Here is a 25484-nt window from a genome sequence, read left to right on the forward strand (position 1 = left end):
GGCCGATGGCCGCTTCCTAAGAAATAACTTCCATCCATTATTTTTCAGGAACTTTTACGCTTCCATCAAGGATTTTAGCTTTAGCATCTTCGACAGCTTTTTTACCTTCTTCTGAAAGGTTTGTTACTGCCAAGTCAACCCCTTTATCCTTCAATGAGTAAACGATCACTTGACCGCCAGGGAATTCACCTTTTTCTGCCTTGTTAGAAATATCTTTTACAGTTGTACCAACTTGTTTCAAAGTAGATGCAAGAACAAAGTTTGATTCTTTGCCATCTTTAGAAGTGTATTTACCTTCTGCTTCTTGGTCACGGTCAACACCGATAACCCAAACTTTTTCATTTTCAGGACGGCTCTCGTTGAGTGATTTTGCTTCTGCAAAGACACCTGCACCTGTACCACCAGCTACTTGGTAAACAATATCTGCACCAGCTGCGTATTGTGCAGCTGCAATTGTTTTACCTTTCGCAGCATCACCAAATGAACCAGCGTAGTCAACTTGTACTTTGATAGATGGGTCTACTGACGCAACACCAGCCTTGAATCCTGCTTCAAAACGAGAGATAACTTCTGACTCCATACCACCTACAAAACCAACTTGTTTTGTTTTAGTTGTTTTTGCTGCAGCTACACCTGCAAGGTAACCTGACTCATTATCAGCGAAAGTTACGCTAGCAACATTTTTTTGATCTTTAATCACATCATCAATCAAGACATAGTTGATATCAGTGTGCTCTTTTGCTGCATCTTTAACTGCATTATTAAGGGCAAAACCAACACCGAAGATTAGGTTGTAACTTCCAGCCGCTTGTTGCAAGTTATTAGCGTAGTCAGCTTCACTTGTTGATTGGAAGTAAGTGAAACCTTTATCTTTTGAAAGATTGTGTTCTTTACCCCAGTCTTGCAAACCTTCCCAAGCTGATTGGTTGAATGATTTATCATCAACACCACCAGTATCAGTGACGATTGCTGCCTTTGTCTTCACATCAGAAGATGAAGCTGCGTTACGAGAAGAGCGGTTACCACATGCAGCAAGTCCAACTGCTGCCACTGCAACTAGACCAAGGCCTAGCCATTGTTTCTTGTTCATTACTGAACCTCCTAAATAAGATGTGCAACGATGTTGCAAGTATGGATTGGTTGGTCACAAGGACCGTGCCACTCAGAGAGCGACTCAGACTAGTTTAAGTCTGTAAAAGAGTATGGAAGTAATTCCCCGACCGTCATCTCGACCGTCGATTTATCTTTTGCGACTAAAGTCACTTTTAGATCTTGTTCAAAAAATTCAGCCATCACTTGGCGACAAGCACCACATGGTGAAATTGGTTTTTCAGTTTGTCCATAGACAATCAATTCTGAAAACTCTCTTTGGCCTTCGGATATAGCCTTAAAAATGGCTGTTCTCTCACCGCAGTTTGTCAAAGAATAGCTAGCATTCTCGATATTGACACCTGTATAAATTTTTCCATCCTTTGCCACTAGAACAGCACTGACTGGAAAGTGGGAATAAGGTACATAGGCTTTCTTGCTGGTTTCAATTGCTAGTTCAATCAACTCAGTAGTCGCCATCTGCCAATTCTCCTTTTAGAATTGCTACCCCAGCTGACGTACCGATACGGGTCGCACCTGCTTCCACAAAGGCAAGAGCATCTGCATAAGAACGAGCTCCACCAGCAGCCTTTACACCCATATCATATCCAACTGTTTCGCGCATTAATCTAACATCTGCTACCGTAGCCCCACCAGTTGAAAAACCAGTAGATGTTTTAACAAAATCAGCTCCCGCTTTTTGAGCTAATCGGCAAGCCACAACTTTTTCTTGGTCAGTCAGAAGGCAAGCTTCAATAATGACTTTCACTAACTTGTCACCACTTGCTTCCACGACTGAGCGAATGTCCGACTCAACCAAATTAAGATTACCTGATTTGAGAGCTCCAACATTGATCACCATATCAATCTCGTCTGCACCATGTTTAATAGCTTCTTTGGTTTCAAAAGCTTTCACAGCTGAAGTTGTTGCTCCTAAGGGGAAACCTACTACTGTGCAGACCTTGACATCTGTGCCTTCAAGCCCTTTTTTAGCATGTTCAACCCAGATCGGATTAACGCAAACACTGGCAAAATCATACTCCCTAGCCTCAGACAACAAACAATCAATTTGATTTTCTGTTGCATCTTGTTTCAAAAGCGTATGATCGATATATTTATTTAATTTCATATTCGGATTCTCCTGTAGTTTATGAGATAATTTCTATAATTTCTCGTAAACTTTGCACCCTATCATTTATTTTAACATATTTTTGAAAATCTGTAACTAGCTGAGGAGAAATTTTTCCATTTGTGTATACTTTTGCAACAATTTCTCCCTTTTGAACGGAGTCTCCAACCTTCTTTTCAAAAACAATTCCTGTTTCATAGTCCAAATCATCAGTCTTGACTGCACGACCAGCACCAAGTCTCATAGCATAGAGGCCAAATTCCATAGCTGGGAGAGCTGAAATAACACCTGTTTTCTGGGCAGGGATTTCCACCACATGGGCAACATTGACAGGACGGTATAGGTCCTCCAAGTTACCACCTTGGGCTTGCACCATTTCCTCAAACTTAGCCAGTGCTTGACCATTCTCAAGATGTTGGCGGACTTCTTCAACTGTCTTGTTTACATTTGCTAAACCAAGCATAATTTGAGCCAGTTCACATATAAAGTGGGTAATATCCTGACGGCCTTGACCTTGTAAAATCTCCAGTGCTTCAAGGATTTCCAGACGATTTCCAATCGCTCGTCCCAAGGGCTGACTCATATCGGTAATCACTGCTACCGTCTTCCGACCAACAGCCTTACCAAGATCCACCATGGTTTGAGCCAATTCGCGCGCTTCATCAACCGTCTTCATGAAGGCACCCTCTCCGACAGTTACGTCTAGCAATATAGCATCCGCTCCTGCCGCGATTTTCTTGCTCATCACCGAACTCGCAATCAAAGGAATCGTGTCGACAGTTGCGGTCACATCACGGAGGGCGTAGAGCAGCTTGTCTGCTTTGACCAACTGGTCTGATTGCCCAATAACAGATACACCAATATCCTGCACTTGTGCAATGAAATCCTCTTGACTGCGCTCTACTTGATAGCCCTTAATGGACTCCAATTTATCGATTGTCCCACCAGTATGGCCGAGACCACGACCACTCATTTTTGCCACAGGCACACCAAAACTAGCAACAAGAGGAGCCAAAATCAAGGTTACCTTATCACCAACACCACCAGTAGAATGCTTGTCAACTTTAATCCCATCAATAGCAGATAAATCAAACTCTTGACCTGCCTGAACCATCTTCATGGTCAAATCAGAGATTTCTCGAGTCGTCATTCCTTTGAAATAAACAGCCATAGCAAAGGCAGACATCTGATAATCAGGAACAGTTCCTGACACATAGCCTTCTACCAGCCATTCAATTTCACTCGAAGTCAGTTCTTGCCCGTCTCGTTTCTTTTGGATTAAATCAACTGCTCTCATTCGTTCACACTTCTAAGGATATAGTATCCCTTATCTTTTTTAACGACTTCACAATTGCCAAACACATCTTCCATCTTGGATTTGGCACTTGGAGCCCCTTGTTTTTTCTGGATAACGATTGTTAAATCCCCACCAGTTTCCAAGAAATCTTTACTTCTCTCAATGATTTCATGAACCACTTGCTTACCCGCACGGATAGGAGGATTGGAAATCACATGGTCAAATGTTCCTTCAACTTGTTCATAGATGTTGGACTGGAAAATCGTCGCTTCTACTTTATTTCGTTCAGCATTTTGCTGCGCCAAATCCAAGGCACGATTATTAATATCGACCATGGTCGCCTGAACGCCATAAGCCTTAGCTAAGGACAAACCCAAAGGTCCGTAACCACAGCCTACATCAAGGACAGTTTCTCCTTCATCGACCTCTAGACACTTGAGCAAGAGTTGACTTCCAAAATCAACCATTTTCTTGCTAAAAACACCCGCATCCGTCAAAAAGGTCATTTTTTGTCCTAACAAGTCCACTCTCAACTCATGAATGTCGTGAGCAGCATCAGGATTTTCTGCATAATACATTTTACTCATGAAACTATTTTACCATAATTTGACTTAAATTGTAAATCGTTTACAAATTGATAATAAAACGAAAAAGACTGAAGAAAGCTAGTCACAAAGACATTTTCTTCAATCTCTTTCAACACTTATAAATAATAAACCATTTAGAACTATAAATATCACAGTCCAGATAAAAACAAAAAGTTTATCACCTATATTATTTCTATTGCTTAACCTTAAAATACTTTATTATCAACAAAATTCCCAACAAGATGTTTAGATAAAATCCCAACTGATAAGTTTGTGTCAGGATTTCCAAACTTGTCCAAAGTCGTATCAAATCTTCCAGTGACATGCGGAAGAAATAACCCTCTGTAGCAATCCATAGGACTAAAAAGACATAACTACCAGCAGCAAGCCATTTCATCCACCGTTTTTTTAGGAAGAAAGCAAGCAAGAGCGAACAGATAAAAACAACTGTTACAATGGCATGTTCCATCAAAAAAGTAAAACCGTAGTAAATTTCCACAAAACGTCTACCATTATCGGCATTCGCCCCTTTTATAAAAGGTAGAGCAAAACTTAAAATAAAACAGAGTTCCAATATGTAACATTTTAAGATTTTCATAGTACACCTCCTATAAGTTGTGAACTAAAATTTCCCTTTATTAGCTTATAAATCAGCAGAAACTATCTCCTACTTCATCATTCAATTGTTCAGTCTCTATCTACCTTTATTATACGATATTAACTTACTATCATCAAGAAACCGCTTTATTTTTTGAGCTTTTTATGGTATGATAGACAAAATATCTAGGGGAAAAGAAATGACCAACGAATTTTTACATTTTGAAAAAATCAGCCGCCAGACTTGGCAATCTTTACATCGGAAGACAACACCTCCTTTGACAGAAGAGGAATTAGAATCCATTAAGAGTTTTAATGACCAGATTAGCTTGCAGGATGTTACCGATGTCTATCTTCCCCTAGCACATCTCATCCAGATTTACAAGCGTACCAAGGATGATTTGGCCTTCTCAAAAGGAATTTTTCTTCAACGTGAAAGTAAATCCCAACCTTTTATCATTGGGGTTTCTGGGAGTGTTGCTGTTGGAAAATCAACAACCAGTCGCCTACTGCAAATCCTACTGTCTCGTACACTTACAGATGCTAGGGTTGAGTTAGTAACAACTGATGGCTTCCTCTATCCCAACCAGACCTTGATTGAGCAAGGGATTTTAAATCGCAAGGGATTTCCTGAAAGCTATGATATGGAAGCTCTTCTCAACTTCTTGGATCGCATTAAAAATGGACAAGATGTAGATATTCCTGTCTATTCTCATGAAGTCTACGACATCGTACCTGAGGAGAAGCAAAGCGTCAAAGCTGCTGATTTTGTGATTGTTGAAGGAATCAATGTCTTTCAAAATCCACAAAACGAGCGTCTCTATATCACTGATTTCTTTGACTTTTCCATCTATGTTGATGCTGCAGTCGATGACATCGAGAGTTGGTATCTGGACCGTTTCTTAAAAATGCTGAGCCTAGCCCAAAACGACCCTGATAGCTACTATTATCGTTTTACTCAAATGCCAATTGGGGAAGTGGAATCCTTTGCCCATCAAGTCTGGACCAGTATCAATCTCACAAATCTACAAAATTATATTGAACCAACCAGAAATCGTGCAGAAGTGATTCTGCATAAAACAAAGAACCATGAAATCGATGAAATTTACTTAAAAAAGTAATTTTCCCTTGTCAAAACGTAAGTTTTCAGATATAATGGTATAGTTAGTAAAAATGGAGGTAAGAACATTGGCAAACATTAAATCAGCTATCAAACGCGCTGAATTGAACGTTAAACAAAACGAAAAAAACTCAGCTCAAAAATCAGCTATGCGTACTGCTATCAAAGCTTTTGAAGCAAACCCATCTGAAGAACTTTACCGTGCTGCCAGCTCAGCTATCGATAAAGCAGAAACTAAAGGTTTGATTCACAAAAACAAAGCAAGCCGCGATAAAGCTCGTCTTTCAGCTAAACTTGCTAAATAAGAAACAGTCCATAGAGGCTGTTTTTTTGTCTCCAAATAGGAAAGGGTAGAAAATGAAAATCGCAATTATCGGATATTCTGGTGCTGGTAAGTCAACGCTAGCTGAAAAGTTATCTCTCTACTACTCCATCCCAAAACTTCATATGGACACACTCCAATTTCAACCTGGTTGGCAAGACAGTGACCGTGAATGGATGTTGACCGAGATGAAAAGCTTTCTCACCAATCATGAAACTTGGGTCATCGATGGAAATTATTCTTGGTGTTTCTATGAGGAACGAATGCAGGAAGCTGACCAAATCATCTTTTTAAATTTCTCTGCTTGGAATTGTTTGCTAAGAGCCTTTAAGCGCTATTTAAAATACAGAGGAAAAGTGAGAGAAAGTATGGCTAAGGGATGCCCCGAGCAATTCAACTGGGAATTTATTCGTTGGATTCTCTGGGATGGTCGAACCAAAAATGCTAAGGATAGATACCAATACTTAAACAATACTTACCCAGAAAAGATGCATATTCTCCATTCTCAAGCAGAGATTGATTGTTTTTTGCAATCTTTAAAAAAGTAAACAATATAGTAGCATTTCATTAAAATCAGCATGTACTGATTGACTAAAAAAGGAAGTTTTTCATCCAGAAAGTCTTCCTTTTTTCCTTTTATTCAACAATTAAAAATAACTCGAGCAATTTATAAATCAACAATAAAATTTCCCTAGAAATGAAGAGAATCTTGTTCATAGTTTCTGAGTTCGTGATACAAAAAAACTGAAGGAAGTATAGTCCTACTTCTTTCAGTTTTTTATTGTCTCAATTTAGAAAAAACTTCTCCAATCTTACCTTCGATAACTAAATCAGCTTGGCTGTCTTGAGGAGTGCTGGACTTGTTGATAACGACAAGATTTGACCCTGAAAAATAATTGATTAGGCTAGCTGCAGGGTAAACAACTAAGGAAGTGCCACCAATAATCAACAAATCTGCTTGCTGAATGACTTGGGCTGCGCGGCTAAATACATCCATATCTAGCTCTTCCTCATAAAGGGTTACGTCAGGTTTGACCACCTTACCACAATCTAAGCAGTGGGGAACTGGACCTTCAAGTGCCAAAAAGGCAGTCAAATCATAAAAGCGATGACAGCCCAAACAATAATTACGATCTGCACTACCATGCAGTTTCAAAACTTTCTGAGATCCTGCCATTTCATGGAGACTATCGATATTTTGCGTCACAATAGCCTTTAATTTACCTGTTTTTTCCAACGACGCTAGATAATCATGTGCTAAATTCGGCTTAGCATCAGGATAGACCAGATACTTTTTGTAGAAATCAAAAAAATCCTCTGGATAGCGCTCAAACATAGTGCGTGAAACCAGTTGCTCGGCAGTAAAATGGCGACCTAGTTTCAGACTATATATACCATCTGAACTACGAAAATCTGGAATATTAGACTCTGTAGAAACCCCTGCACCACCGAAAAAGACAATTCTCTGACTTTGATCAATAATACCTTGTAATTGTTCAATCTTATCCATTTTGTACTCCTAGGAATTTTCAAGTTAAAAAGTTGAAAGCCTTGGCTTCTTGTCAACTTGGCTTCCAACTTTATTTGATTATTATGAGGTCTTAAACTAACTCCTGTTAGTCCTTTGATACAATTAGGCTTCCTTCAATTTCCTTATTCTTACCTATTTCAGGATTGATTCATTGTTGATAGTTATCATTTTGAGAACAAGAGAAATCATTCTAAATATAGCCTACCTTTAGTCTGCAATCAATGTTTCCAAACCTACCTTCATCATATCAGTGAAGGTGTTTTGACGTTCTTCTGCAGTTGTATCTTCATCTGGATTAACCAAACTATCTGAAATAGTCATAATAGCTAAAGCATCAACATGGTGTTGAGCAGCAAGATAGTAAAGAGCCGCTGCTTCCATTTCCACAGCCTTGACTCCCCATTTACCAAGCTCGATGTTCTTTTCAAAGTAGTTTGAATAAAAGACATCAGAAGACAAAACGTTCCCAACGTGGGTTGTCATACCGAGTTCTTTAGCGATATGGTAGGCCTTATCAAGCAAATCAAAGCTAGCGATTTGTGGAAAATCGTACTGTGGCCAATCGTTGCGGATGATGTTTGAGTTAGTTGCAGCAGCTTGTGCCAAAACCAATTCACGAACGTGGACATCTTCATTCAAAGAACCCGCAGTTCCCACACGGATCAATTTTTTCACACCATAGTCAACAATCAACTCGCGCGCATAAATCGAAATAGATGGCATTCCCATCCCAGTGCCCATGACAGATACACGGTGACCCTTGTAAGTACCAGTGTAACCAAACATGTTACGCACTTCGTTAAAACAAACAGCATCTTCAAGAAAATTCTCAGCGATAAATTTCGCACGAAGAGGATCCCCAGGAAGAAGAATTTTATCAGCAATTTCACCCTGCTTAGCAGCAATATGGATAGACATAGTTAAGATATAAAGGGCGACAGAGAACAAAGTAAAAATAGGAAACTGACGAAGCATTTCAGATGCTAGACAGTTTATCTTTTTTACACAGTTCTCCTCCCGTATTCAGTTCGATGAATACAGTTAACCCATCCTTTCTTTTATTGTTATGAAAAGTTTTCCGCTCGTGTTCAAATCAGAACATCTAGCTCTACCTTTCTTTTTTTATTTTTATATTTCATAGCTAGGAAAAATCGGATTCAATCATGACTCCGATAAGCCTACTACATTTTTTAAACAGTTATTGATAAATTGACAATAGTTTTTAATCTTTTAAGATAAATCTTTGATTAGAAGAAACGGTCGTTCTCTATCTTATTACTCCATTCTTTGACTTCTGACACAGTATGTTAGTCCAAGAAAAACGGTCTAATATTTTTGCAAATTCATAAGCTAAAACAGCTGTTATTAAGAGATACGGAAGAGAATCCAAACCTAGCCCAGTGAAGCCTATTACTAATCCAGTTGCAGACCAGGGAGCCCTCAAGGTCACAGACAAAAAGCAAACCGATCCCAAAAGCAAAATACTTGGCTGACTATCCCCACCTAGAATCATTCCAAAGAGAGCAGATCCAGCCATCCCCAAGGCAAAAGATGGCGTAAGTGTACCACCATAGGCCCCTGCCCACAGAGTAATAAGAACGACCAGTGCTTTTAGGATAAACAAGAGGAATACTGTTTTGCCGTTGCTACCATTCAATACTTCCTGAGCCATCATACGTCCATTTCCAAGTAGATGTGGAAAATAACTTGCCAACCCAGCAAGAAAAAGAAAAGCTGTAGGCAATGTAAGAAGTACTCGTTTATCTTTTATCCTGTTTGAAGACACTTCTTTACTCAAGCGACCAAAAAGCCAAGCTAGTGGAGTTAAGAAAAGAAGTAATAAGGGAATAATCCACATTTCCTTTAATGACCATGCGATAGCTGGAATCTGGTAGAGAGCATGATCTGAAATAACCAAGCCTGCTGTATAGGTTGATACATAGGTAGTCAAACAGACTAAGACAACTCGTTTAATAGATAGAGCAATTCCTAGAGTTTCAAAAACAAAGAAGACACTTGTTAATGGAACCTGATAGACAGCTGCTAAACCAGCACCAGCACCACAAGCAAGGAGAAATATTTGATCCTTCTTAGAGAGAGAACATATTTTTCCAATTGGTCCTGCAAATAGAGTCCCAATCTCTCGTGGCGCAGCTTCTTTACCAATAGGTGCTCCCCCTCCAACTGCAATAATTTGCCAAATTGAATGAAATAGCTGTTTTAAAAAATGAAGTTTGTATTGTGCAGTCTCATCTTTCATCTGTGCTTTAATGGAAAAAATCTGTGATTTTTTTTGCAAGAAATACCATACCACGGATGAGCTGACACCCACGATTATTAAACTTAATCCTATCCGCAACGAGGAAACTCCGTCTGTCAAGAATACAGTTTGATGTTCTGAAAAACCAAAAGCTATCTCCTCTATCACCTTTAAAAGATAATGTAGAAAAATACCAGATAAACCTGAAACTATTCCTTGCAAAATGACTGCTAGGAATAATTTAAGATTATAAGGGATTTTCTGAAAAATACTCCTCAATTCTTTTAACATAGTAATAATTCAGCAAAAACGGCTTTAAGTAAGCCTTTAACACACTCAGTCACTTCTATAACCTCTTCGTGGTTAAGCTCTTCTTTGAAACTAGTAGTATAGTTAGTAATAAATAAAATTCCTAGAAGTTTCAAACCTGAGTAGGCTACAATAATAACTTCAGGAGCAGTTGACATTCCAACCACATCTGTTCCAAGCATCTTATAGGTACGAATTGCTACTCGTGTTCAAATCTGAACACGCGCTCTACCTTTCTGTTTAATTTTTGTTCTCTCTCAGAGAACTAGCTGAGTTCTGTTCAAGATCAGCTAGTGCTTTCTTATAAACTAGACAAACTAACTGTCATTGTACCATCAGATTACAAGACATCATCATCACTCACCTTAGAATTCAATGTTGTTCCCCAGTGAGTAATTTTTCGATGTGGTTGGGCAAGAATAGGTCTGTTGTCATAGATTGTTTGCCATCTATTCCAGATAAGACCTGTTCTCTTTTCGATCTTAATTCGAAGATTGCGCATATTAGACTTAATTGGGAGATTGAGGATAGAACCTGCGGTCTGATTGCGCCCATTCTCTTCCCAAGAACGACTTCGGACAACTGATTGACCATTTTTATCTACTGTAACTTCTTCCCACGATATTGAATAACGTGCAATATAAGCACCACTATGTTGAATAGTTAGGGTCTTATCTTTTACAGGAGTGTAGTTTAACAATTGTACAGGCTTAGAAGCTTGAGTAGTTACATTATTTTTAGCTACAAATCGAAAAACTTCTACTTCTGCAAGGCTGAGAGCTTGATTTTTTTGACGCAATTGAATGCGAACACGGCGGCCTAGTTTACCATTCAACTGGAGATCTAAACTGCTTCCTTCTAAGCGAGAAACATATTGTCTAGCAACTTCTGTCCCTTTTTCATCATATAAAATCACATCAAAGTCTGACAGACGTTTAGAAAGTTCTCCATCCCCACGGTTATGAAGGCGAACAAGTCCTACCTGTTCTGTACGACCTAAATCAACTTCCCACCAAGGTTGGTTTTCAAATTTTGTATGGGTAATTGATTGCTGGCTATAACTACTATTGGTATCGCCATCCAAGGCACGACTAGCATCTCCACCAAAATCAGTAGAACTTTGCTGAGCTTGTTTTTTCCAAGCGATATTCTCAGCACGATACACTTGGACTTCTGCAAGACTGAGAGCATTATATCCATCTAACTCAATGCGTACAAAACGAGCTTTCTTATAATCAATCGAAATCTGAGCGGAACTATCTCGTAAGTATGCAATACGCTTTCTTTCAATTTCTTTCCCAGAACTATCCAAAAGAATCACATTAAAATTGGTAAGCCTATCCTGAGCAGTATCTGTTCGATTATAAATATTGATTTGACGAATCGTTTCTTCCTTGTCTAAATCAACTTGCCACCAAGGTTTTGATTGAAAATCTGTATGAGTGACAGAATTATGTCCGTAATTTCCATCTAATTTCCCATCAACTGCTCTTCTAGCATCTCCTCCAAAAGCTGTCGAACTTTGAGTTACTCGTTTCCCTAGAGCTATATTTTCAAGAGGTTCAGCGCTTGGTTGACTAGATGACAGAGGGACTTGTTGTTTCTTAAAGAAATAAACTTTGTCCAATTTTTGATCACGATATCCCTGTTTATCAAGCGTATCACGTTTTCCAATATTAAAATTCGGGATAGCATTCATTCTACTTTCAAAATAACCACGCGAACGGTGTTTGAAACTAGAGTTACCTGTAAAAGTTACAATATCATTATCATTACGAATCAATGATGTCACAACATTATCATTATCGACCACATAATGTTTTATTTTACCAGATAGAGCTAACTTACGACTTTCTAACCCTACATCCCAGAAACCATTTTTTGCATTCCAAATAGTTCGAGAAGTAATTACTTTAGGAGCGCTAAATGTCGTAACTTTTTTCAAAACATTACTATAAAAAGTAGGATATTTCTGATAAGCTTCAACTGCTGCTATTTGAGCTAAGTAGCCTCCTAGCGAATGACCCGTCATATACAGATTGGTAATGCTAGAATCCTGCGCCAGTTCTTTTACAACATTACGGATATCATCCGCTTGTGCAGGTTTATTTCCTCCAAACAAAACAAAATCTGTACTTAAATCTTTCGCATCATTCAGTCTTGTTCCACGTATAGCCAACATATGCACCGTTCCATCTTTGAGATAAGGGAGATCGCTCTTGGTCTCAAATAAGAAAGCATCCAAGCCACTTGCTGTATGATAAGCCTTTTTCATCTTCCAAAATGGTGCCAGTTCATTGTGCATCATTTTATATTCTTGACGATCAAGATAAAGACTTGGAAAAGGATTTTTATGATCTAGAATTTTGTCAATGTAAGCATCATCACGATAAGCCAACTCCATAAAAAGGAGGGAATCACGATCTGTGACATACCATTGTTTCTTATTATCATCTTCCCCGTCCTCTAGTCCATCTCCATCACTATCTGCTAGTAAAGGATGGCTATGGTATCCTAAGTAGTCTTTCCCATCTTTATTGTAAACATACAATTCATCCTTATTTTTTATTCCATCATGATCATCATCTCCATCAGGATCTAAAAATTTTCCACCGTATAAAGAATTATCGACAAGATCCTTCTCTACATGGAGCTCTCCTTTAGAAATTTTGACAAAGTCTGCCTCTGTTACTGGTCGAGAATTTTTTGGCTCATCCTTTAGAATTTCCTCTTTCTTCAATTCCTCATGAGGTACAGCAGATTCTTTTTGATATAATTCTTCTCCTGCTTTTTCTTTCTGAGTTTTAACAACTTCTTTTGTCTCTAGAGTTGATTGAGCAACTGTAGTTTTCTCCTCTGTAATAGATATTTCCTGTTTTTTATCGGTACTGTCTAGTTTTGCCGGACTATCCGTTGCATTTACTACTAGAGGAGTTTCGTTTTTCACAACTGGACTGCCTTCATTGGCAGAAATTCCTGTCGGTGCTAAAAAAGCAAAACCAACTGCAACAGACACAACTCCGATACTTAGTTTTTTTATACCAAAACGCATAATTCGTTGATTAATTTTCATTTATTCATATATCTTTCTTTTATTTTTTTCACCCTCTTTACCAACAATACTCTCCAATCAGCTAATCTCCTTTAGCATCACAGTTTCATTTTTATACTTGGTTAACAAGGATTTGATGAGGTTTGTAAAAGTATGGGGACCTCATTCAATTTTCATATCATAATTCTATATGGAAGTTAATTATTTCATTCATCTTCCAACTCACCGAAATGCTTTCCTACTTATTTTTTTCTCATAGTTCAGCAAGAATTGCTTTAAGTAAGCCTTTGAAATCACCTTTAACACGTTCAGTCACTTCTACAACTTCTTCGTGATTAAGTTCTTCTTGGAAACCAGCCGCAAAGTTAGTGATACATGAAATACCAAGAACTTTCAAACCTGAGTGGGCTGCCACAATAACTTCAGGAACCGTAGACATACCGACTGCATCTGCTCCAAGTGTCTTATAGGCACGAATTTCTGCTGGTGTTTCATAAGTTGGACCAGTTACACCGATATAGACCCCTTCATCAAGCTTGATACCAAGTTTTTTAGCCACTTCATGGGCAGTAGCACGGTATTTTGGTGTGTAGGCTTTAGACATATCAGGGAAACGTGGACCAAAATCATCCAAGTTTTCACCCATCAATGGGTTCTGCCCCGTCATATTGATATGGTCTGAGATAGCCATCAAGGTACCAGGGCCAAATCCAATACCACCAGCAGCATTGGTTACAATGACACCTTCACATCCAAGAACTTTCATGACACGTACTGGGAAAGTCACGACTTCCAGAGGATTTCCTTCGTAGAAATGGAAACGACCTTGAAGAGCCAAGACTTTTCGACCTGCAAGGTCACCATATACCAATTTACCAGCGTGACCGACTACTGTCGAACGGCCCCAGTTGGGAATATCTGCATAGTCTACTACAACTGGATTTTCGATTTCTTCTGCAAGTTCTCCCAGACCTGATCCAAGGATTAGACCGAACTCAGGTGCTTGGATTCCCTTGTCTTTCAGGAAGGCAGCTGTTTCATTGATTTTATCTAAAAATGTCATTGTGTGTCTCCTTTATTATTTTTTAGCATTTGACCGATTTTGTCAAAAGTTTTAGCATTACGAATGGTGATTTGGCGGTAGAAAGGCATCTTGAGTAAGTATTTGTGATAGGCTGTTTCGTAGTATGATTCTTCGCAGTATTTTCCCCAGAAAATACCAAGTCTTCCAAAATGAACGACTTCATCTTCCAGTTCCAAACTGTTCACTTTCTCGATCACTTGATCCACATCTAAGCTCTCCGTGTAGAAGAGCACATCTTTTCGTGCCAGACCTTTAGTCCACCAATCTGGCAGATTCTCCAGCTCTTCTTCATAGTCTTCCTGACTCAGCAAAGAAAAGCTTTGAATAAATGGATAATTGACTGCAAAGAAAGTCTCTAATTCTTCAACCAATCGGGCTTTGGGGTCTGTCGAAGTAAAGAAAATATTGCCACTGTTGATGTAGGTTTCAACCTTTTCCAGTCCCAACTCTGTCAGTTCTTGACGAAGTTGCGCCATGACGACCTTATTCTTCCCACCAACATTAATGCCCCGAACAAGTAAAGCATATCGCGTCATCTTATACCAATTTATCTAAGAAACTTTCCCCAATCATGGCAGTTTCAACACCAAAGTTATCTGCAATAGTCGCTGAGATATCTGCAAAATGTCCGACTGGTAGCAAACCGTTCCCTTTAAAGGCAGGGCTGTAGGCCAACAATGGAATATATTCACGAGTGTGGTCTGTTCCTGCATAAGTTGGGTCGTTCCCGTGGTCCGCAGTAATCAAGAGAAGGTCATTCTCTCTCATAGCTGCGATAATTTCAGGTAAGCGTTCATCAAACTCATGCAAACAATCACGGTAACCATGAGAATTACGACGGTGGCCGTAAAGGGCATCGAAGTCCACCAAGTTTGTGAATGAGAATCCTCTTTCAAACTCAGCAAGGCCCATGGTCTTCAATAGTGTATCAATTCCATGGATGTTTGACTTGTTGTGGCCCATATCATGGTTAATACCCGCACCGTTAAAGATATCGTTGATCTTTCCAACAGCATAAGTATCGATACCAGCTTCATTCAATTTATCCAAAACAGTCGGTGCAAATGGAGATACCGCCAAGTCACGACGGTTTGCAGTACGAGTGAAATTACCTGGTTCACCTACATAAGGGCGAGCAATGATACGACCTAGAAGGGCTGGGCGCTCAAGGGTAATCGAACGAGCGTATTCACAGATACGGTACAATTCGTCCAAAGGAATAATATCTTCGTGGGCAGCAATTTGCAAAACAGGGTCAGCTGAAGTATAGATAATCAACTCTCCAGTTTCCATTTGACGTGGTCCAAAATCATCGATAACAGCTGTACCTGAGTAAGGTTTGTTGGCTTCACGAATGACCTTACGTCCTGAAAATTCTTCGATTTTTGTCAGGATTTCTTCTGGGAATCCGTTCCAGAAAGTATCGAAGGGCTCAGTAATGTTGAGTCCCATGATTTCCCAGTGTCCAGTCATAGTATCCTTACCAAGAGATACTTCTTCCAATTTTGTTGCATATCCTGTTGGATTGCTTTCCGCCGGTACAGTCTTCAAAGGCGTTTCGCGAGGAATATTTCCAAGACCGATTTTAGCCATGTTTGGGACATTCAAACCAACTGTTTTTGAAATGTGTCCCAGTGTATCAGAAGCTCCATCTGGAACCCCTGCATTAACAAAATTGTTAGCATCTGGTGCAGCTCCGATTCCTACAGAATCCAATACCACCAAGTGAATACGATTAAATTTTGACATAGTGTATCTCCTCCTATTTTCCTTTGTTTGAAGTTAAAATCTGAACCCCATCTCGTCCAGCAACGATGACCTTATCCACCATTTTGTTGAATAAACCGTGCTCTACAACACCAACGACATGGTCCAATTCTTGTCCGAAAGCAATTGGATCTTCAATGACATCCAAGGCAAGATCGATGATAAAATTCTTCATATCGGTCACAAAACGTTGGCCGTCTTTTTCACGGAAACTTGGTTTGTAGCCAGCTCGCTCAAAACGACGAAAAATCTGTTCTGCGCCATACTGAACCACTTCTACTGGCAATTTAAAAGCACCCAGTTTCTCGACCAGCTTGCTTTCATCCACCACCCAAATGTATTCTTTTGAGGGCATTGCTACAACCTTCTCCATGAGAAGGGCACCACCACCGCCTTTGATTCCGTTAAACTGGCTATCCACTTCATCCGCCCCGTCAACTGTCACATCAACAAAGTCTACTTGGTCAATAGACTTGAGTGGGATATTAAGCCCTTCAGCCTGTTTACTGGTCACACTAGAAGTCGTTACAGCTGTAATCTGCAACCCTTCTTCCTTGATACGACGACCGATTTCTTCGACAAAATAATAGGCAGTCGAACCTGTCCCAAGTCCGACGACCATTCCATCTCTCACGAACTCAGCAGCCTTGATACCTGCCATTTTCTTCAGATTTTCCACTCAAACACCTCCATTAAAGAGCTACTTCTATTATACCATGTAAAGGCTTTTATTTCATCTGGAAATTGAAAACGATATCCATTCTCAAAGAAATTTTGCTAGGATTGATTTTTTATCATAAAGATGCTTAAATAGTTAAGTATAGAAAAGGAGAAATAAGATGAACCCATTAGATTTATTTAATCAAGTAAAAGAACTAATCGAAACAAAAGATTTCGAAGCTGCAAAAACATTTGTTGCAGAAAATCAAGAACAGCTTGGAGAATACTTCTCTCAAGCTCAACAGTTGATTTCTGGTTCTGAAGGTCTAGATGGCCTCGTTAGCAAGATTAAAGAATTTTTCTAAAGATATAAGAAGCTTATATAGTGGATTGAATTTAAGCAAAAAATGAACTAAATTTTCCCACAGTAAAACGCATAGTATCAAGATTTTTGTAACTCTGATACTATGCGTTTTTATGATTAACTATGCTCTGTAATAAACTTGTAAGCTTCTTGACCAGCGATAGCCCCATCTCCAACTGCTGTTGTCACTTGACGAAGGTCTTTCAAGCGAACATCTCCAACTGCAAAGATACCGTCAACTGCAGTTTTCATGTGGTTATCTGTCACAATCCAACCTGCCTGATCTTGAATATTCAATTCTTTAACAAAATCGCTAAGAGGATCCAAGCCAACATAGATAAAGACACCACCGAAGGCTTGTTCTGTTACTTGACCTGTTTTCACATTTTCAAATACGACAGATTCTACTCTGTTTTCACCCTTGATTTCCTTGACTATAGAATCCCAGATAAAGCTGACTTTTTCATTAGCAAAGGCTCGGTCTTGTAAAACTTTTTGGGCGCGAAGTTGATCACGACGGTGAACAATGGTAACAGTCTTGGCAAAACGAGTCAAGAAGAGGGCTTCTTCAACAGCTGAATCTCCACCACCAACTACCAACAAATCTTGGTCACGGAAGAAAGCACCATCACACACGGCACAGTAAGAAACACCACGACTGTTCAGTTCTTCTTCTCCAGGCACTCCCAAAGGACGGTGTTTTGAACCAGTCGCTACGATAACGGTACGAGTTTCATATGTTTGGTCATCAGTAATCACTTTCTTAAAATCACCATGGTCTTCTACATTTTCAACATAACCATAAATGTGCTCAACACCAAGATTTTCAAGTGGTTCAAACATCTTTTCAGCCAATTCAGGCCCACTAATATTAGCATATCCTGGGTAATTTTCGATATCAGAGGTATTATTCATCTGACCACCTGGCAGACCGCCTTCAATCAAGGCTACTTTCAGATTGCTTCGAGCAGCGTATAAGGCCGCAGTCATCCCTGCAGGTCCAGCACCGATAATAATAGTATCGTACATATAGATTCCTTCTTTCTTGTTGTAACTATCTTTATTCTAACTCTTTCTTGTCAATCACGCAAGGATTATGCCTTGAAAACAAGAATTAAACTCATAACCGCAAAGGATAATACTGGAACAACCAAGACTCCAATCATAATCATATCATAGAGATGGGCTTGGCGAGCCTTGGCTGTCTTATCCACTCCCGACATGGCTCTCAGTCCAATCCAAATCCCTAAAAAAATCAGGACGAGGATGGTGGTCAAGATCAAACTCTCGAAATATAAAGAAAATAGTTGCAGTAGCATGGTTTCTCTCATTTCTATCTTTTTTAAAGAGTAAACTCAGCTAGTCCAGCTAACTGAGTTTTTCTTTATCTATTATATCAAATATAAGTCCGTTTGTAACTAGCGAAGAATTCTTTTGTCCGCTCTTCTTTAGGATGGTGGATAATCTCATCCGGTGTTCCAGACTCGATGATTTTCCCCTTATCTAAGAAGAGAATCTTATCAGCTACTTGGGCTACAAAGGACATGTCATGACTGACCAAAATCATGGTTTGACCTGACTTAGCAGCATCTGCAATAGACTTCTCTACTTCACCGACCAATTCTGGGTCAAGAGCTGAAGTTGGTTCGTCTAAGAGCAAGACATCTGGTTTCATAGCAAGCGCACGCGCTAGGGCAACCCGTTGCTTTTGTCCACCTGATAAATGACGAGGGTAATGATTCTCACGGTCAGAAAGCCCAACCTTAGCCAACTCTTCCTTGGCAATCTTAGTCGCTTCTTGGTCAGATAATTTCTTGACAACAACCAAGCCTTCTTTCACATTATCAAGTGCTGTGCGGCGTTCAAACAAATTAAACTGTTGGAAAACCATAGACAGCTTACGACGTAGGGCAAGGATTTCTTCTTGAGTGATTTTAGAAAAATCAACTGAAAAATCATCAATCTGAATAGAACCGCTGTCAGGTGTTTCAAGATAATTGAGACTGCGAAGAAAGGTTGATTTTCCAGCTCCTGAAGAACCAATCAAGGCTACAACTTCCCCTTTTTGAATATCCAAGTCCAGATGATCCAAGACAGTCTGTCCTGAAAAGGATTTGCTTAAATTCGAAATCTTAATCATTAACGAAGGTCTCCTTTCACATCTGTTTGCACTGTATCAGGTGCAGAAATAGCCATTTTTCTCTCGATGAAACGACCAAGACTTTCAATACCGATATTGACTACCCAATAAACAAGGGCAACGGAAATAAAGCGTTCAAAATAGCGGTAATCGGCACCACCCAAAATCTGAGCTTGGGCAAAGACTTCCACAACACCCGCACTAAAGGCTAGGGAAGTTCCCTTGGTCAATCCGATTAGGGAATTGATTAAGGTTGGAGTCGCCACAACTGCCGCATTTGGAATAATCACTCGACGATAAACTTGCGCTCGGGTCATACCCAAACTACGTGCCGCCTCAATCTCACCAGGATTGACTGAGAGAATGGCTGCACGAATGGTTTCACTAGCATAAGCTGCCTCATTAAAGGCAAAGGCTACAATCGCAAAAACAGCCGCTGGAATCGCATTGATATTGAAACCAGTACCCCATTGCTGATTGAGAGCTTTCAAAGCCAAAGGGATTCCGTAGTAGGTCAGCATGAGTTGCACCAAAATCGGTGTCCCTTTTAAGAAACTAACAAAGAAAGCCTGCAAGGGATATAAAATCTTGACACGATTGATTTTCACAATGGCAAAAAGAAGTGCTAAAACCAAGCCAAAAAGGGCACCACCAATTGTCAACATAATCGTTGTTGGAAGTTGTTGGACAATTCTTGGAATCCCATCAAAGACCGAACGTAGGCTAAAGAGCTTGCCATCCGGAATCAATTGCATCAAGTTTTGATACCAATCTGATGCTAAAATCGTTGTAACATTCATAAAAACATCCTCTCCTGATAATGATTCATTCTACCATACTTCTGCCGTCAATGAAATTATTTGCTACGGTCAGATACAGACTTTGTCTACCTACTAGTTTATCATACTTTGAAACAGGGAGGTTATATATTTTATCTATCAAAGAGATAGATAAAAACTATTTCAATCCCAATTCTTCATAAGGTTTTCGATAACCGATTTGCTTAACAGTTCCATTTTCTACTAAAATGGGCCGTTTTAACAACATTCCATCGCTTGCTAGCAACTCAGCCGCTTCTTGGTTTGACAGACTTCCTACCTTATCTTTCAGTCCTAATTCACGGTATTTGATCCCACTGGTGTTGAAAAATTGCTTCAACTCGAAACCTGAAGTCTCTAACCAGTTTAAAATGACTTCTTGGCTTGGTGTTTCTTCGACGATATGGACGGCTTTGTAGTCCACACCAAGTTGGTTTAATTCTTGTTTTGCTTTTTTACAAGTTGAACATTTTGGGTATTCGATAAATTCTAACATGTCTTTCACTTTCTATTATTTATATCTTTAAAATCTACGACTTCATGATCCAAGAGCCAAGCTTTCTTTTCCACTCCTGCAGCATAACCTGTCAGACGCTTACCTGCTCCCAGCACACGGTGACAAGGTACTAGGATAGACCAAGGATTGCGTCCCACTGCTCCACCAATTGCTTGAGCAGAAGCCACTTGCAGGTCTTGAGCAATTTGCCCATAGGTCACTGTCTGACCATAAGGAATTTCCTGTAAATAGGACCAAACTCGCTTTTCAAAATCCGTTCCGACTGGAGCCAAGGGCAAGTTGGATAAATCCTGAGACTTGCCTTTAAAGTAAGCATCTAAGCAAGCAATAACTGAGTCTAAAATGGGATGACTAACAACTACTTCTATCGTTTCAACTCCTATCCCTCTCTCAAAATGCTTCTGCTCCTGCACCCAAATGCCATACAAATACTGGTCATCAGCTACGAGAGAAAGGGAGCCAATTGGCGAAGAATAGAGCATTTTTGCGTACTTCTTTTGCATTATTTCTTCAATTTTTGATAGGCCAAGCGTTCCCCATCAACTGGCACCTTTCCAACCTGTTTGAAACCAAGTTTTTCAAAAATATGTTGCATAACCTTGTTTTCAGCATGCGTATCTGAGCGAAAATCTAGATAGTCAAAACCTTCAATTAAGCCCTCTAGGAAAGTCTGAGCAACCCCCTGTCCCTGGACATCTGCTGCCACAGCAATACGGTGAAAGACTAGGTACTCTGACTCTCCAGCTTGCCAGTTTCCTTCATAAATGGCTTCATAGGCTGCCTCTGGACTCTTGGTCACAGCAGCATAGGCTAGCAGTTCTCCATCTTCCAAGGCTACGTAGGCTTGGCCTGAGATAATATCCTCAATAATAATATCAGCATTTGGATAACCATTTTGCCACTGATCACTACCAGCATCCGCTAAACATTTCTTGGCTTCCTCCATCACTTGCATGATGGCATCTACCTCATTTGGAAAAGCTAAACGAATCTCCATCTTTTCTCCTCTTTTCTGACTAGTTTCTCCCATCATAGCATAATTTAAGCCTTTTCACAAGCAGTTAAAACTTGACTTTCTGTTTTTGTTATTTTATAATCTAGTTATCAAAACTAGATAAAAAGGAGTTGGAAATGAAAACTACCTTTTCCTACCCTAAATGGGCAGAAATCCCAAATATTGACCTCTATCTGGACCAGGTTTTGCTCTATGTCAATCAGGTCTGCGCCCCTATCTCTCCTGATAAAGATAAGGGGCTAACAGCATCCATGGTCAATAACTATGTCAAACATGGTTACCTGACAAAGCCTGACAAGAAAAAATACCAACGCCAACAGATTGCCCGTTTGATTGCTATCACAACCCTCAAGTCGGTATTTTCTATTCAAGAAATAGCTCAGACACTTAATACTCTCCAAAGTCAAGCAAGTTCAGACCAACTCTACGATGCTTTTGTGAACTACATGAACCAAGGAATTGACCCAGCTAACCCCATTATCCAAACCAGCTGCCAAACCGTTAAACTCTATCATCAAACTCTAGCCTTAATCCATCGTACTCAAGAGGAGGTAATCCAATGAACACTAGTCTTAAACTCAGCAAACAACTCAGTTTTGGAGAGGAGATTGCTAATAGTGTGACCCATGCCGTAGGTGCAGTCATCATGCTCATCTTACTCCCCATTTCATCCACCTATAGTTATGAGACACACGGATTTTTATCATCTATCGGCGTTTCCATTTTCGTTATCAGTCTCTTTCTCATGTTCCTATCATCCACCATTTATCACTCTATGGCCTATGGTTCAACCCACAAATATGTCTTGAGAATCATTGACCATTCTATGATTTACGTTGCCATTGCTGGCTCTTACACGCCCGTCGTATTGACCTTAATGAATAACTGGTTTGGCTATCTGATTATTGCCATCCAGTGGGGAACGACCATTTTCGGAATCCTCTATAAAATCTTTGCTAAACAAGTCAATGAGAAATTTAGCCTTGCTCTTTACCTGATTATGGGCTGGTTGGTTCTGGCTATCATTCCTGCCATTATCAGTCAAATGACACCCATTTTCTGGAGTCTCATGGTCACTGGCGGACTCTGTTATACAGTTGGAGCTGGATTTTACGCCAAGAAAAAACCTTATTTCCACATGATTTGGCATCTCTTTATCCTAGCAGCATCTTCCCTCCAGTACATTGCCATTGTTTATTTCATGTAAAAATAGGTTAGGACAAAAAATCCTAACCTATTTTTATTATCTATGATGTTTTATACCCAATCAAAAATGTACTCTAGTCCATTTTATAGTACCTACTAGCGTGCCGTCAATTATGGAATACTGCTTCCCTACTAGTATGTAAATCAGAATAGTTATACTCTTCAAACCACGTCAGCGTCGCCTTACCGTATATATGTGACTGACTTCGTCAGTCTTATCTACAGCCTCAAAACAGTGTTTTGAGCAACTTGCGGCTAGCTTCCTAGTTTGCTTTTCGATTTTCATTGAGTATTAAATCATAATCATTCGTTAATGAACCGTACCTAACGAATCAAGACAAACAAATGGTCACATAACAAAAAACCGTTTTGCAACGTTTTTTTGACTGTGATTTCTTTAAATGCATTTTTGCCTAAGGTAAATCATTCCCTGCAGCGATGTAAATTTCATACCATTCTTTTCTTGTTAAGCTAAAGTTTGCCGCTTGGCTAGCTTCTCTCAAATGCTTAGGATTTGTTGTACCTACGACTGCCTGCATTTTTGCTGGGTAGCGTAACACCCAAGCGATAGCAATAGCTGATGGGCTCACACTGTATTTTAATGCTAGTCGATTTAGGACTTGGTTTAGTTGTTGGAACTTCTCATTTCCAACAAAATTCCCTTTGAAATATCCGAACTGCAAGACTGACCAGGCCTGAATAACCATATCGTTTAATTTGCAGTATTCAAAGACGCTACCATCACGCAAAGCTGCCTTGTCACCTTCCATATTGACATGGAAACCTGATTCGAATCCTGGAGTAAAAGCCGCACTCAATTGTAGCTGATTAACAGCTAACGGCTGCTTGACATCTTTTTTAAGCAACTCCATCATCATAGGATTTTGATTAGAAACTCCAAAATCTCGAACCTTACCTGATTTTTGTAGAATTTCAAAGGCTTCTGCTACTTGCTCAGCTTCCATCAAAGCATCTGGTCGATGAAGGAGCAAGCTATCTAAATAATCAACCTGCAATCTTTCTAAAATCCCATCAACTGATTGTAATATATACTCTTTTGAAAAATCAAAATAGGTAAATTCTTCAATGCGAATGCCACATTTGGACTGAATCCACATCTTTTCTCTTAAATCTGGACGATTTTTTAGGACAAGACCTAACAGTTCTTCACAACGACCACGACCATATATATCAGCCAAGTCAAAAGCATTGATTCCAACAGAAAGTGCTGTTTCTACAAGCTCTTCAACTTCTTTTACAGACTTATCTTCTATTCTCATCATTCCGAGAACAATTTCTGATAATTCTTTGTCATCTTGACCAAGAGTTATGTATCTCATCAAATTTTTCTCCTTAAATTTCTAACATTCTTCCCTTCATTATAACAAAAAACCGCTTTGCAACGGCTTTTTGACTATATTTCACTCCATGTTATCTTTTTAAACCCACGGAAAAAGAGAAAGATACCAATAAAGAGAACAGCTAAAGGAATGAATTTTGTAAGGAAAACATTTGAAATGCCCATCCACGCATAATAACGGAGCAGAGACCCTACAATAAGGTGGGCAACAATCATACTGACAAAGGGACGAAAGACCGCTTCTTTCCAATTCCAAATACTGATGACTAGAGAAAGCGTAAAGACAAGGAAACTATCCCAGGGAGCAGGAAGATAAAAGGCTCCTTCTTGTATAAAACTTCCCATTCCTACATATCCTAGAACGACTAGCAGAACAAGACTTCCAACAACAATATAAGTGCCAATTTTCATCTTAGGAGAATCTTGGACTAGCCCCCAACGTAAGATTGTGGCCACAAGAGCAAATCCGACCAGAAAAAGAAGAAGTTGCCCTAAAAAAGTTAGCAAATTGACTGTTAAGAGAGGACCTTTAGAAAAATCACTTAGTAGTTGATAATAACGTAATACCGCTAGGACCAGAATTGGGGTCAAAAGGGACTCTTTAATAGAACTGCGTGGTGCTTCCTTGAGAATCTCTTTCATTATTTTTTTAGGATTCTTACCTAGATAATCCTCTGCACTCATACCATCTCGTTCTGCTTCTGAGAAATCTAACATCATCAAATAGATCTGCTCTCTGAGATAGTCCTCATCATAGAGAAATCCAGCAAGATTAAAACTTTCCCAAAGTTCCTTAAAATATTGCTGATTCTCCTCAGAAAACTCATGCAGCAAAGCGCTTGTTTCTTCATAATACTTCATTTTCTTCATGCTTTAACTCCCATTTTTAATCCCTTCAACTTTTTGACTCAAATCGTCCCATTGTTGCCAAAAGACTGAGACACGCTCTTCTCCTTCTTTGGTTAACGAAAAATACTTCCGATCTGGACCGTCTGGCGACGGGCGCATGTCGCCTCTTATCCATTGATTTTTTTCTAACTTTTGCAACAAAGGATAAATAGTTCCTGGAACTATAGTATCAAATCCAGCCTCTCGCAAAGTCTGAACCAACTCATAACCATATCGCTCTTTTTGACCAATCATATCCAAGACACAACCTTCAAGAACACCTTTTAATAGTTGAGTTTCTTTCATCCCTTCTCCCTTCTAACTTATTTTGTAATACCTACTAGTAGCTTCGTCTATAATATACCACTTTCA

Annotated in this window: 30 protein-coding genes and 1 pseudogene; 6 read left to right on the plus strand and 25 right to left on the minus strand. The window is 39.5% G+C overall.

Annotation, left to right across the window (positions count from 1 at the left end; genetic code table 11):
• Nucleotides 1-37: 37 nt before the first annotated feature.
• The 6 genes from ACORHU_RS06085 to ACORHU_RS06110 all read right to left on the minus strand — a co-directional run bounded on the left by ACORHU_RS06085 (nucleotide 38) and on the right by ACORHU_RS06110 (nucleotide 4700).
• The gene (locus tag ACORHU_RS06085; protein ID WP_001036140.1) at nucleotides 38-1090 is read right to left on the minus strand and encodes a BMP family lipoprotein; all 1053 of its coding nucleotides are present in this window, start codon (nucleotides 1088-1090) and stop codon (nucleotides 38-40) included.
• A gap of 89 nt (nucleotides 1091-1179) precedes the next feature.
• Nucleotides 1180-1569 (minus strand): cytidine deaminase, encoded by a 390-nt coding sequence (locus ACORHU_RS06090; protein ID WP_000246102.1) that lies wholly within the window; start codon nucleotides 1567-1569, stop codon nucleotides 1180-1182.
• Nucleotides 1556-2218: a deoxyribose-phosphate aldolase gene (gene deoC, locus ACORHU_RS06095; protein ID WP_434363923.1), complete on the minus strand. Its 663-nt coding sequence runs from the start codon at nucleotides 2216-2218 to the stop codon at nucleotides 1556-1558. Before deoC ends, ACORHU_RS06090 begins: the two co-directional genes overlap by 14 nt.
• Before the next feature lie 19 nt (nucleotides 2219-2237).
• Nucleotides 2238-3515 (minus strand): pyrimidine-nucleoside phosphorylase, encoded by a 1278-nt coding sequence (locus ACORHU_RS06100; RefSeq protein ID WP_434363925.1) that lies wholly within the window; start codon nucleotides 3513-3515, stop codon nucleotides 2238-2240.
• Nucleotides 3512-4102: a class I SAM-dependent methyltransferase gene (locus ACORHU_RS06105; protein WP_125451845.1), complete on the minus strand. Its 591-nt coding sequence runs from the start codon at nucleotides 4100-4102 to the stop codon at nucleotides 3512-3514. Before ACORHU_RS06105 ends, ACORHU_RS06100 begins: the two co-directional genes overlap by 4 nt.
• A 193-nt stretch (nucleotides 4103-4295) precedes the next feature.
• Nucleotides 4296-4700 (minus strand): hypothetical protein, encoded by a 405-nt coding sequence (locus ACORHU_RS06110; RefSeq protein WP_125451844.1) that lies wholly within the window; start codon nucleotides 4698-4700, stop codon nucleotides 4296-4298.
• 199 nt (nucleotides 4701-4899) lie between these two features.
• Here ACORHU_RS06110 and coaA point away from each other — a divergent pair, with 199 nt between their 5' ends.
• From coaA to ACORHU_RS06125, 3 genes are all read left to right on the plus strand, one after another.
• Nucleotides 4900-5820 (plus strand): type I pantothenate kinase, encoded by a 921-nt coding sequence (coaA, locus tag ACORHU_RS06115; RefSeq protein WP_124787327.1) that lies wholly within the window; start codon nucleotides 4900-4902, stop codon nucleotides 5818-5820.
• 67 nt (nucleotides 5821-5887) lie between these two features.
• Entirely contained in the window at nucleotides 5888-6124 is a 237-nt protein-coding gene (gene rpsT, locus ACORHU_RS06120; protein ID WP_153196323.1) for a 30S ribosomal protein S20, read from the plus strand.
• 52 nt (nucleotides 6125-6176) lie between these two features.
• Entirely contained in the window at nucleotides 6177-6689 is a 513-nt protein-coding gene (locus ACORHU_RS06125) for a DNA topology modulation protein (protein WP_173267782.1), read from the plus strand.
• 230 nt (nucleotides 6690-6919) lie between these two features.
• Here ACORHU_RS06125 and ACORHU_RS06130 read toward each other — a convergent pair whose 3' ends face one another.
• The 9 genes and pseudogenes from ACORHU_RS06130 to rpiA form a co-directional block, all read right to left on the minus strand.
• On the minus strand, nucleotides 6920-7651 hold the full coding sequence (locus tag ACORHU_RS06130; protein ID WP_153196318.1) for an NAD-dependent protein deacylase: 732 nt from the start codon (nucleotides 7649-7651) through the stop codon (nucleotides 6920-6922).
• Between the two features lie 228 nt (nucleotides 7652-7879).
• A complete protein-coding gene (deoD, locus tag ACORHU_RS06135) occupies nucleotides 7880-8590 on the minus strand; it encodes a purine-nucleoside phosphorylase (RefSeq protein WP_125448263.1) in 711 nt (236 codons plus the stop codon).
• A gap of 349 nt (nucleotides 8591-8939) precedes the next feature.
• Nucleotides 8940-10223 (minus strand): chloride channel protein, encoded by a 1284-nt coding sequence (locus ACORHU_RS06140; RefSeq protein ID WP_000910664.1) that lies wholly within the window; start codon nucleotides 10221-10223, stop codon nucleotides 8940-8942.
• Nucleotides 10217-10450, minus strand: a pseudogene (locus tag ACORHU_RS06145) (purine-nucleoside phosphorylase); the annotation flags it as partial. The pseudogene ACORHU_RS06145 and the gene ACORHU_RS06140, both read right to left, overlap by 7 nt.
• A gap of 131 nt (nucleotides 10451-10581) precedes the next feature.
• On the minus strand, nucleotides 10582-13314 hold the full coding sequence (locus tag ACORHU_RS06150) for a galactose-binding domain-containing protein (RefSeq protein WP_263432388.1): 2733 nt from the start codon (nucleotides 13312-13314) through the stop codon (nucleotides 10582-10584).
• A 232-nt stretch (nucleotides 13315-13546) separates the two neighbouring features.
• A complete protein-coding gene (locus ACORHU_RS06155; protein ID WP_061759010.1) occupies nucleotides 13547-14356 on the minus strand; it encodes a purine-nucleoside phosphorylase in 810 nt (269 codons plus the stop codon).
• Complete coding sequence (locus ACORHU_RS06160) at nucleotides 14353-14913, minus strand: DUF1697 domain-containing protein (RefSeq protein WP_061759009.1); 561 nt, start codon at nucleotides 14911-14913, stop codon at nucleotides 14353-14355. The genes ACORHU_RS06155 and ACORHU_RS06160 overlap by 4 nt, the downstream gene beginning before the upstream one ends.
• Nucleotide 14914: 1 nt before the next feature.
• A complete protein-coding gene (locus ACORHU_RS06165; RefSeq protein WP_061759008.1) occupies nucleotides 14915-16126 on the minus strand; it encodes a phosphopentomutase in 1212 nt (403 codons plus the stop codon).
• A 13-nt stretch (nucleotides 16127-16139) separates the two neighbouring features.
• Nucleotides 16140-16823, minus strand: coding sequence for a ribose-5-phosphate isomerase RpiA (gene rpiA, locus ACORHU_RS06170; protein ID WP_061759007.1), 684 nt, complete (start codon nucleotides 16821-16823; stop codon nucleotides 16140-16142).
• Nucleotides 16824-16983: 160 nt separating this feature from the next.
• On the opposite strand from rpiA, the gene ACORHU_RS06175 reads away from it, so the two are divergent.
• Nucleotides 16984-17169: a hypothetical protein gene (locus ACORHU_RS06175; protein WP_061759006.1), complete on the plus strand. Its 186-nt coding sequence runs from the start codon at nucleotides 16984-16986 to the stop codon at nucleotides 17167-17169.
• A gap of 116 nt (nucleotides 17170-17285) precedes the next feature.
• Here ACORHU_RS06175 and trxB read toward each other — a convergent pair whose 3' ends face one another.
• The 7 genes from trxB to ACORHU_RS06210 all read right to left on the minus strand — a co-directional run bounded on the left by trxB (nucleotide 17286) and on the right by ACORHU_RS06210 (nucleotide 21640).
• Nucleotides 17286-18197, minus strand: a complete 912-nt coding sequence (gene trxB / locus ACORHU_RS06180; protein WP_434363927.1) for a thioredoxin-disulfide reductase — start codon at nucleotides 18195-18197, stop codon at nucleotides 17286-17288.
• A 65-nt stretch (nucleotides 18198-18262) separates the two neighbouring features.
• Nucleotides 18263-18487 carry a DUF4059 family protein gene (locus ACORHU_RS06185; RefSeq protein ID WP_000926599.1) on the minus strand — a complete coding sequence of 75 codons (225 nt, stop codon included), beginning with the start codon at nucleotides 18485-18487 and terminating at the stop codon, nucleotides 18263-18265.
• Nucleotides 18488-18564: 77 nt separating this feature from the next.
• Complete coding sequence (locus tag ACORHU_RS06190; RefSeq protein ID WP_000590965.1) at nucleotides 18565-19308, minus strand: amino acid ABC transporter ATP-binding protein; 744 nt, start codon at nucleotides 19306-19308, stop codon at nucleotides 18565-18567.
• Entirely contained in the window at nucleotides 19308-20108 is an 801-nt protein-coding gene (locus tag ACORHU_RS06195; protein ID WP_001103447.1) for an amino acid ABC transporter permease, read from the minus strand. The genes ACORHU_RS06190 and ACORHU_RS06195 overlap by 1 nt, the downstream gene beginning before the upstream one ends.
• A gap of 157 nt (nucleotides 20109-20265) precedes the next feature.
• Nucleotides 20266-20622, minus strand: coding sequence for an arsenate reductase family protein (locus ACORHU_RS06200; RefSeq protein WP_000889092.1), 357 nt, complete (start codon nucleotides 20620-20622; stop codon nucleotides 20266-20268).
• Nucleotides 20623-20627: 5 nt separating this feature from the next.
• A complete protein-coding gene (locus ACORHU_RS06205) occupies nucleotides 20628-21146 on the minus strand; it encodes a methylated-DNA--[protein]-cysteine S-methyltransferase (protein WP_001170338.1) in 519 nt (172 codons plus the stop codon).
• Nucleotides 21146-21640, minus strand: a complete 495-nt coding sequence (locus ACORHU_RS06210) for a GNAT family N-acetyltransferase (RefSeq protein ID WP_434363932.1) — start codon at nucleotides 21638-21640, stop codon at nucleotides 21146-21148. Before ACORHU_RS06210 ends, ACORHU_RS06205 begins: the two co-directional genes overlap by 1 nt.
• A gap of 134 nt (nucleotides 21641-21774) precedes the next feature.
• Between ACORHU_RS06210 and ACORHU_RS06215 the strand changes: the two genes are divergently transcribed.
• Together ACORHU_RS06215 and trhA are read left to right on the plus strand one after the other, a co-directional pair.
• Complete coding sequence (locus tag ACORHU_RS06215) at nucleotides 21775-22221, plus strand: DUF1836 domain-containing protein (RefSeq protein WP_434363933.1); 447 nt, start codon at nucleotides 21775-21777, stop codon at nucleotides 22219-22221.
• Nucleotides 22218-22865, plus strand: coding sequence for a PAQR family membrane homeostasis protein TrhA (gene trhA, locus ACORHU_RS06220; RefSeq protein ID WP_153196308.1), 648 nt, complete (start codon nucleotides 22218-22220; stop codon nucleotides 22863-22865). The genes ACORHU_RS06215 and trhA overlap by 4 nt, the downstream gene beginning before the upstream one ends.
• A 412-nt stretch (nucleotides 22866-23277) precedes the next feature.
• On the opposite strand, the gene ACORHU_RS06225 is transcribed toward trhA, so the two are convergent.
• The 3 genes from ACORHU_RS06225 to ACORHU_RS06235 all read right to left on the minus strand — a co-directional run bounded on the left by ACORHU_RS06225 (nucleotide 23278) and on the right by ACORHU_RS06235 (nucleotide 25418).
• Nucleotides 23278-24204, minus strand: coding sequence for an aldo/keto reductase (locus ACORHU_RS06225; protein WP_434363935.1), 927 nt, complete (start codon nucleotides 24202-24204; stop codon nucleotides 23278-23280).
• A gap of 74 nt (nucleotides 24205-24278) precedes the next feature.
• Nucleotides 24279-25094 (minus strand): hypothetical protein, encoded by an 816-nt coding sequence (locus tag ACORHU_RS06230; RefSeq protein ID WP_434363936.1) that lies wholly within the window; start codon nucleotides 25092-25094, stop codon nucleotides 24279-24281.
• A 3-nt stretch (nucleotides 25095-25097) separates the two neighbouring features.
• Nucleotides 25098-25418 (minus strand): PadR family transcriptional regulator, encoded by a 321-nt coding sequence (locus ACORHU_RS06235; RefSeq protein ID WP_061758999.1) that lies wholly within the window; start codon nucleotides 25416-25418, stop codon nucleotides 25098-25100.
• Between the last annotated feature and the right edge of the window lie 66 nt (nucleotides 25419-25484).

This window comes from Streptococcus sp. KHUD_015, assembly GCF_051106265.1.
GTDB lineage: Bacteria > Bacillota > Bacilli > Lactobacillales > Streptococcaceae > Streptococcus.

Coding starts and splice junctions, on each gene's coding strand:
- ACORHU_RS06130 (WP_153196318.1), bottom strand. CDS start 7,651: ATGGATAAGATTGAACAATTACAAGGTATTATTGATCAAAGTCAGAGA.
- ACORHU_RS06215 (WP_434363933.1), top strand. CDS start 21,775: ATGAAAACTACCTTTTCCTACCCTAAATGGGCAGAAATCCCAAATATT.
- ACORHU_RS06195 (WP_001103447.1), bottom strand. CDS start 20,108: ATGAATGTTACAACGATTTTAGCATCAGATTGGTATCAAAACTTGATG.
- ACORHU_RS06200 (WP_000889092.1), bottom strand. CDS start 20,622: ATGTTAGAATTTATCGAATACCCAAAATGTTCAACTTGTAAAAAAGCA.
- ACORHU_RS06225 (WP_434363935.1), bottom strand. CDS start 24,204: ATGAGATACATAACTCTTGGTCAAGATGACAAAGAATTATCAGAAATT.
- ACORHU_RS06190 (WP_000590965.1), bottom strand. CDS start 19,308: ATGATTAAGATTTCGAATTTAAGCAAATCCTTTTCAGGACAGACTGTC.
- ACORHU_RS06165 (WP_061759008.1), bottom strand. CDS start 16,126: ATGTCAAAATTTAATCGTATTCACTTGGTGGTATTGGATTCTGTAGGA.
- trxB (WP_434363927.1), bottom strand. CDS start 18,197: ATGTACGATACTATTATTATCGGTGCTGGACCTGCAGGGATGACTGCG.
- ACORHU_RS06160 (WP_061759009.1), bottom strand. CDS start 14,913: ATGACGCGATATGCTTTACTTGTTCGGGGCATTAATGTTGGTGGGAAG.
- ACORHU_RS06090 (WP_000246102.1), bottom strand. CDS start 1,569: ATGGCGACTACTGAGTTGATTGAACTAGCAATTGAAACCAGCAAGAAA.
- ACORHU_RS06150 (WP_263432388.1), bottom strand. CDS start 13,314: ATGAAAATTAATCAACGAATTATGCGTTTTGGTATAAAAAAACTAAGT.
- coaA (WP_124787327.1), top strand. CDS start 4,900: ATGACCAACGAATTTTTACATTTTGAAAAAATCAGCCGCCAGACTTGG.
- ACORHU_RS06155 (WP_061759010.1), bottom strand. CDS start 14,356: ATGACATTTTTAGATAAAATCAATGAAACAGCTGCCTTCCTGAAAGAC.
- ACORHU_RS06185 (WP_000926599.1), bottom strand. CDS start 18,487: ATGCTACTGCAACTATTTTCTTTATATTTCGAGAGTTTGATCTTGACC.
- ACORHU_RS06140 (WP_000910664.1), bottom strand. CDS start 10,223: ATGTTAAAAGAATTGAGGAGTATTTTTCAGAAAATCCCTTATAATCTT.
- ACORHU_RS06085 (WP_001036140.1), bottom strand. CDS start 1,090: ATGAACAAGAAACAATGGCTAGGCCTTGGTCTAGTTGCAGTGGCAGCA.
- ACORHU_RS06105 (WP_125451845.1), bottom strand. CDS start 4,102: ATGAGTAAAATGTATTATGCAGAAAATCCTGATGCTGCTCACGACATT.
- ACORHU_RS06210 (WP_434363932.1), bottom strand. CDS start 21,640: ATGGAGATTCGTTTAGCTTTTCCAAATGAGGTAGATGCCATCATGCAA.
- ACORHU_RS06175 (WP_061759006.1), top strand. CDS start 16,984: ATGAACCCATTAGATTTATTTAATCAAGTAAAAGAACTAATCGAAACA.
- deoC (WP_434363923.1), bottom strand. CDS start 2,218: ATGAAATTAAATAAATATATCGATCATACGCTTTTGAAACAAGATGCA.
- ACORHU_RS06125 (WP_173267782.1), top strand. CDS start 6,177: ATGAAAATCGCAATTATCGGATATTCTGGTGCTGGTAAGTCAACGCTA.
- ACORHU_RS06230 (WP_434363936.1), bottom strand. CDS start 25,094: ATGAAGAAAATGAAGTATTATGAAGAAACAAGCGCTTTGCTGCATGAG.
- ACORHU_RS06205 (WP_001170338.1), bottom strand. CDS start 21,146: ATGCAAAAGAAGTACGCAAAAATGCTCTATTCTTCGCCAATTGGCTCC.
- ACORHU_RS06235 (WP_061758999.1), bottom strand. CDS start 25,418: ATGAAAGAAACTCAACTATTAAAAGGTGTTCTTGAAGGTTGTGTCTTG.
- ACORHU_RS06100 (WP_434363925.1), bottom strand. CDS start 3,515: ATGAGAGCAGTTGATTTAATCCAAAAGAAACGAGACGGGCAAGAACTG.
- deoD (WP_125448263.1), bottom strand. CDS start 8,590: ATGTCTATCCATATTGCTGCTAAGCAGGGTGAAATTGCTGATAAAATT.
- ACORHU_RS06110 (WP_125451844.1), bottom strand. CDS start 4,700: ATGAAAATCTTAAAATGTTACATATTGGAACTCTGTTTTATTTTAAGT.
- trhA (WP_153196308.1), top strand. CDS start 22,218: ATGAACACTAGTCTTAAACTCAGCAAACAACTCAGTTTTGGAGAGGAG.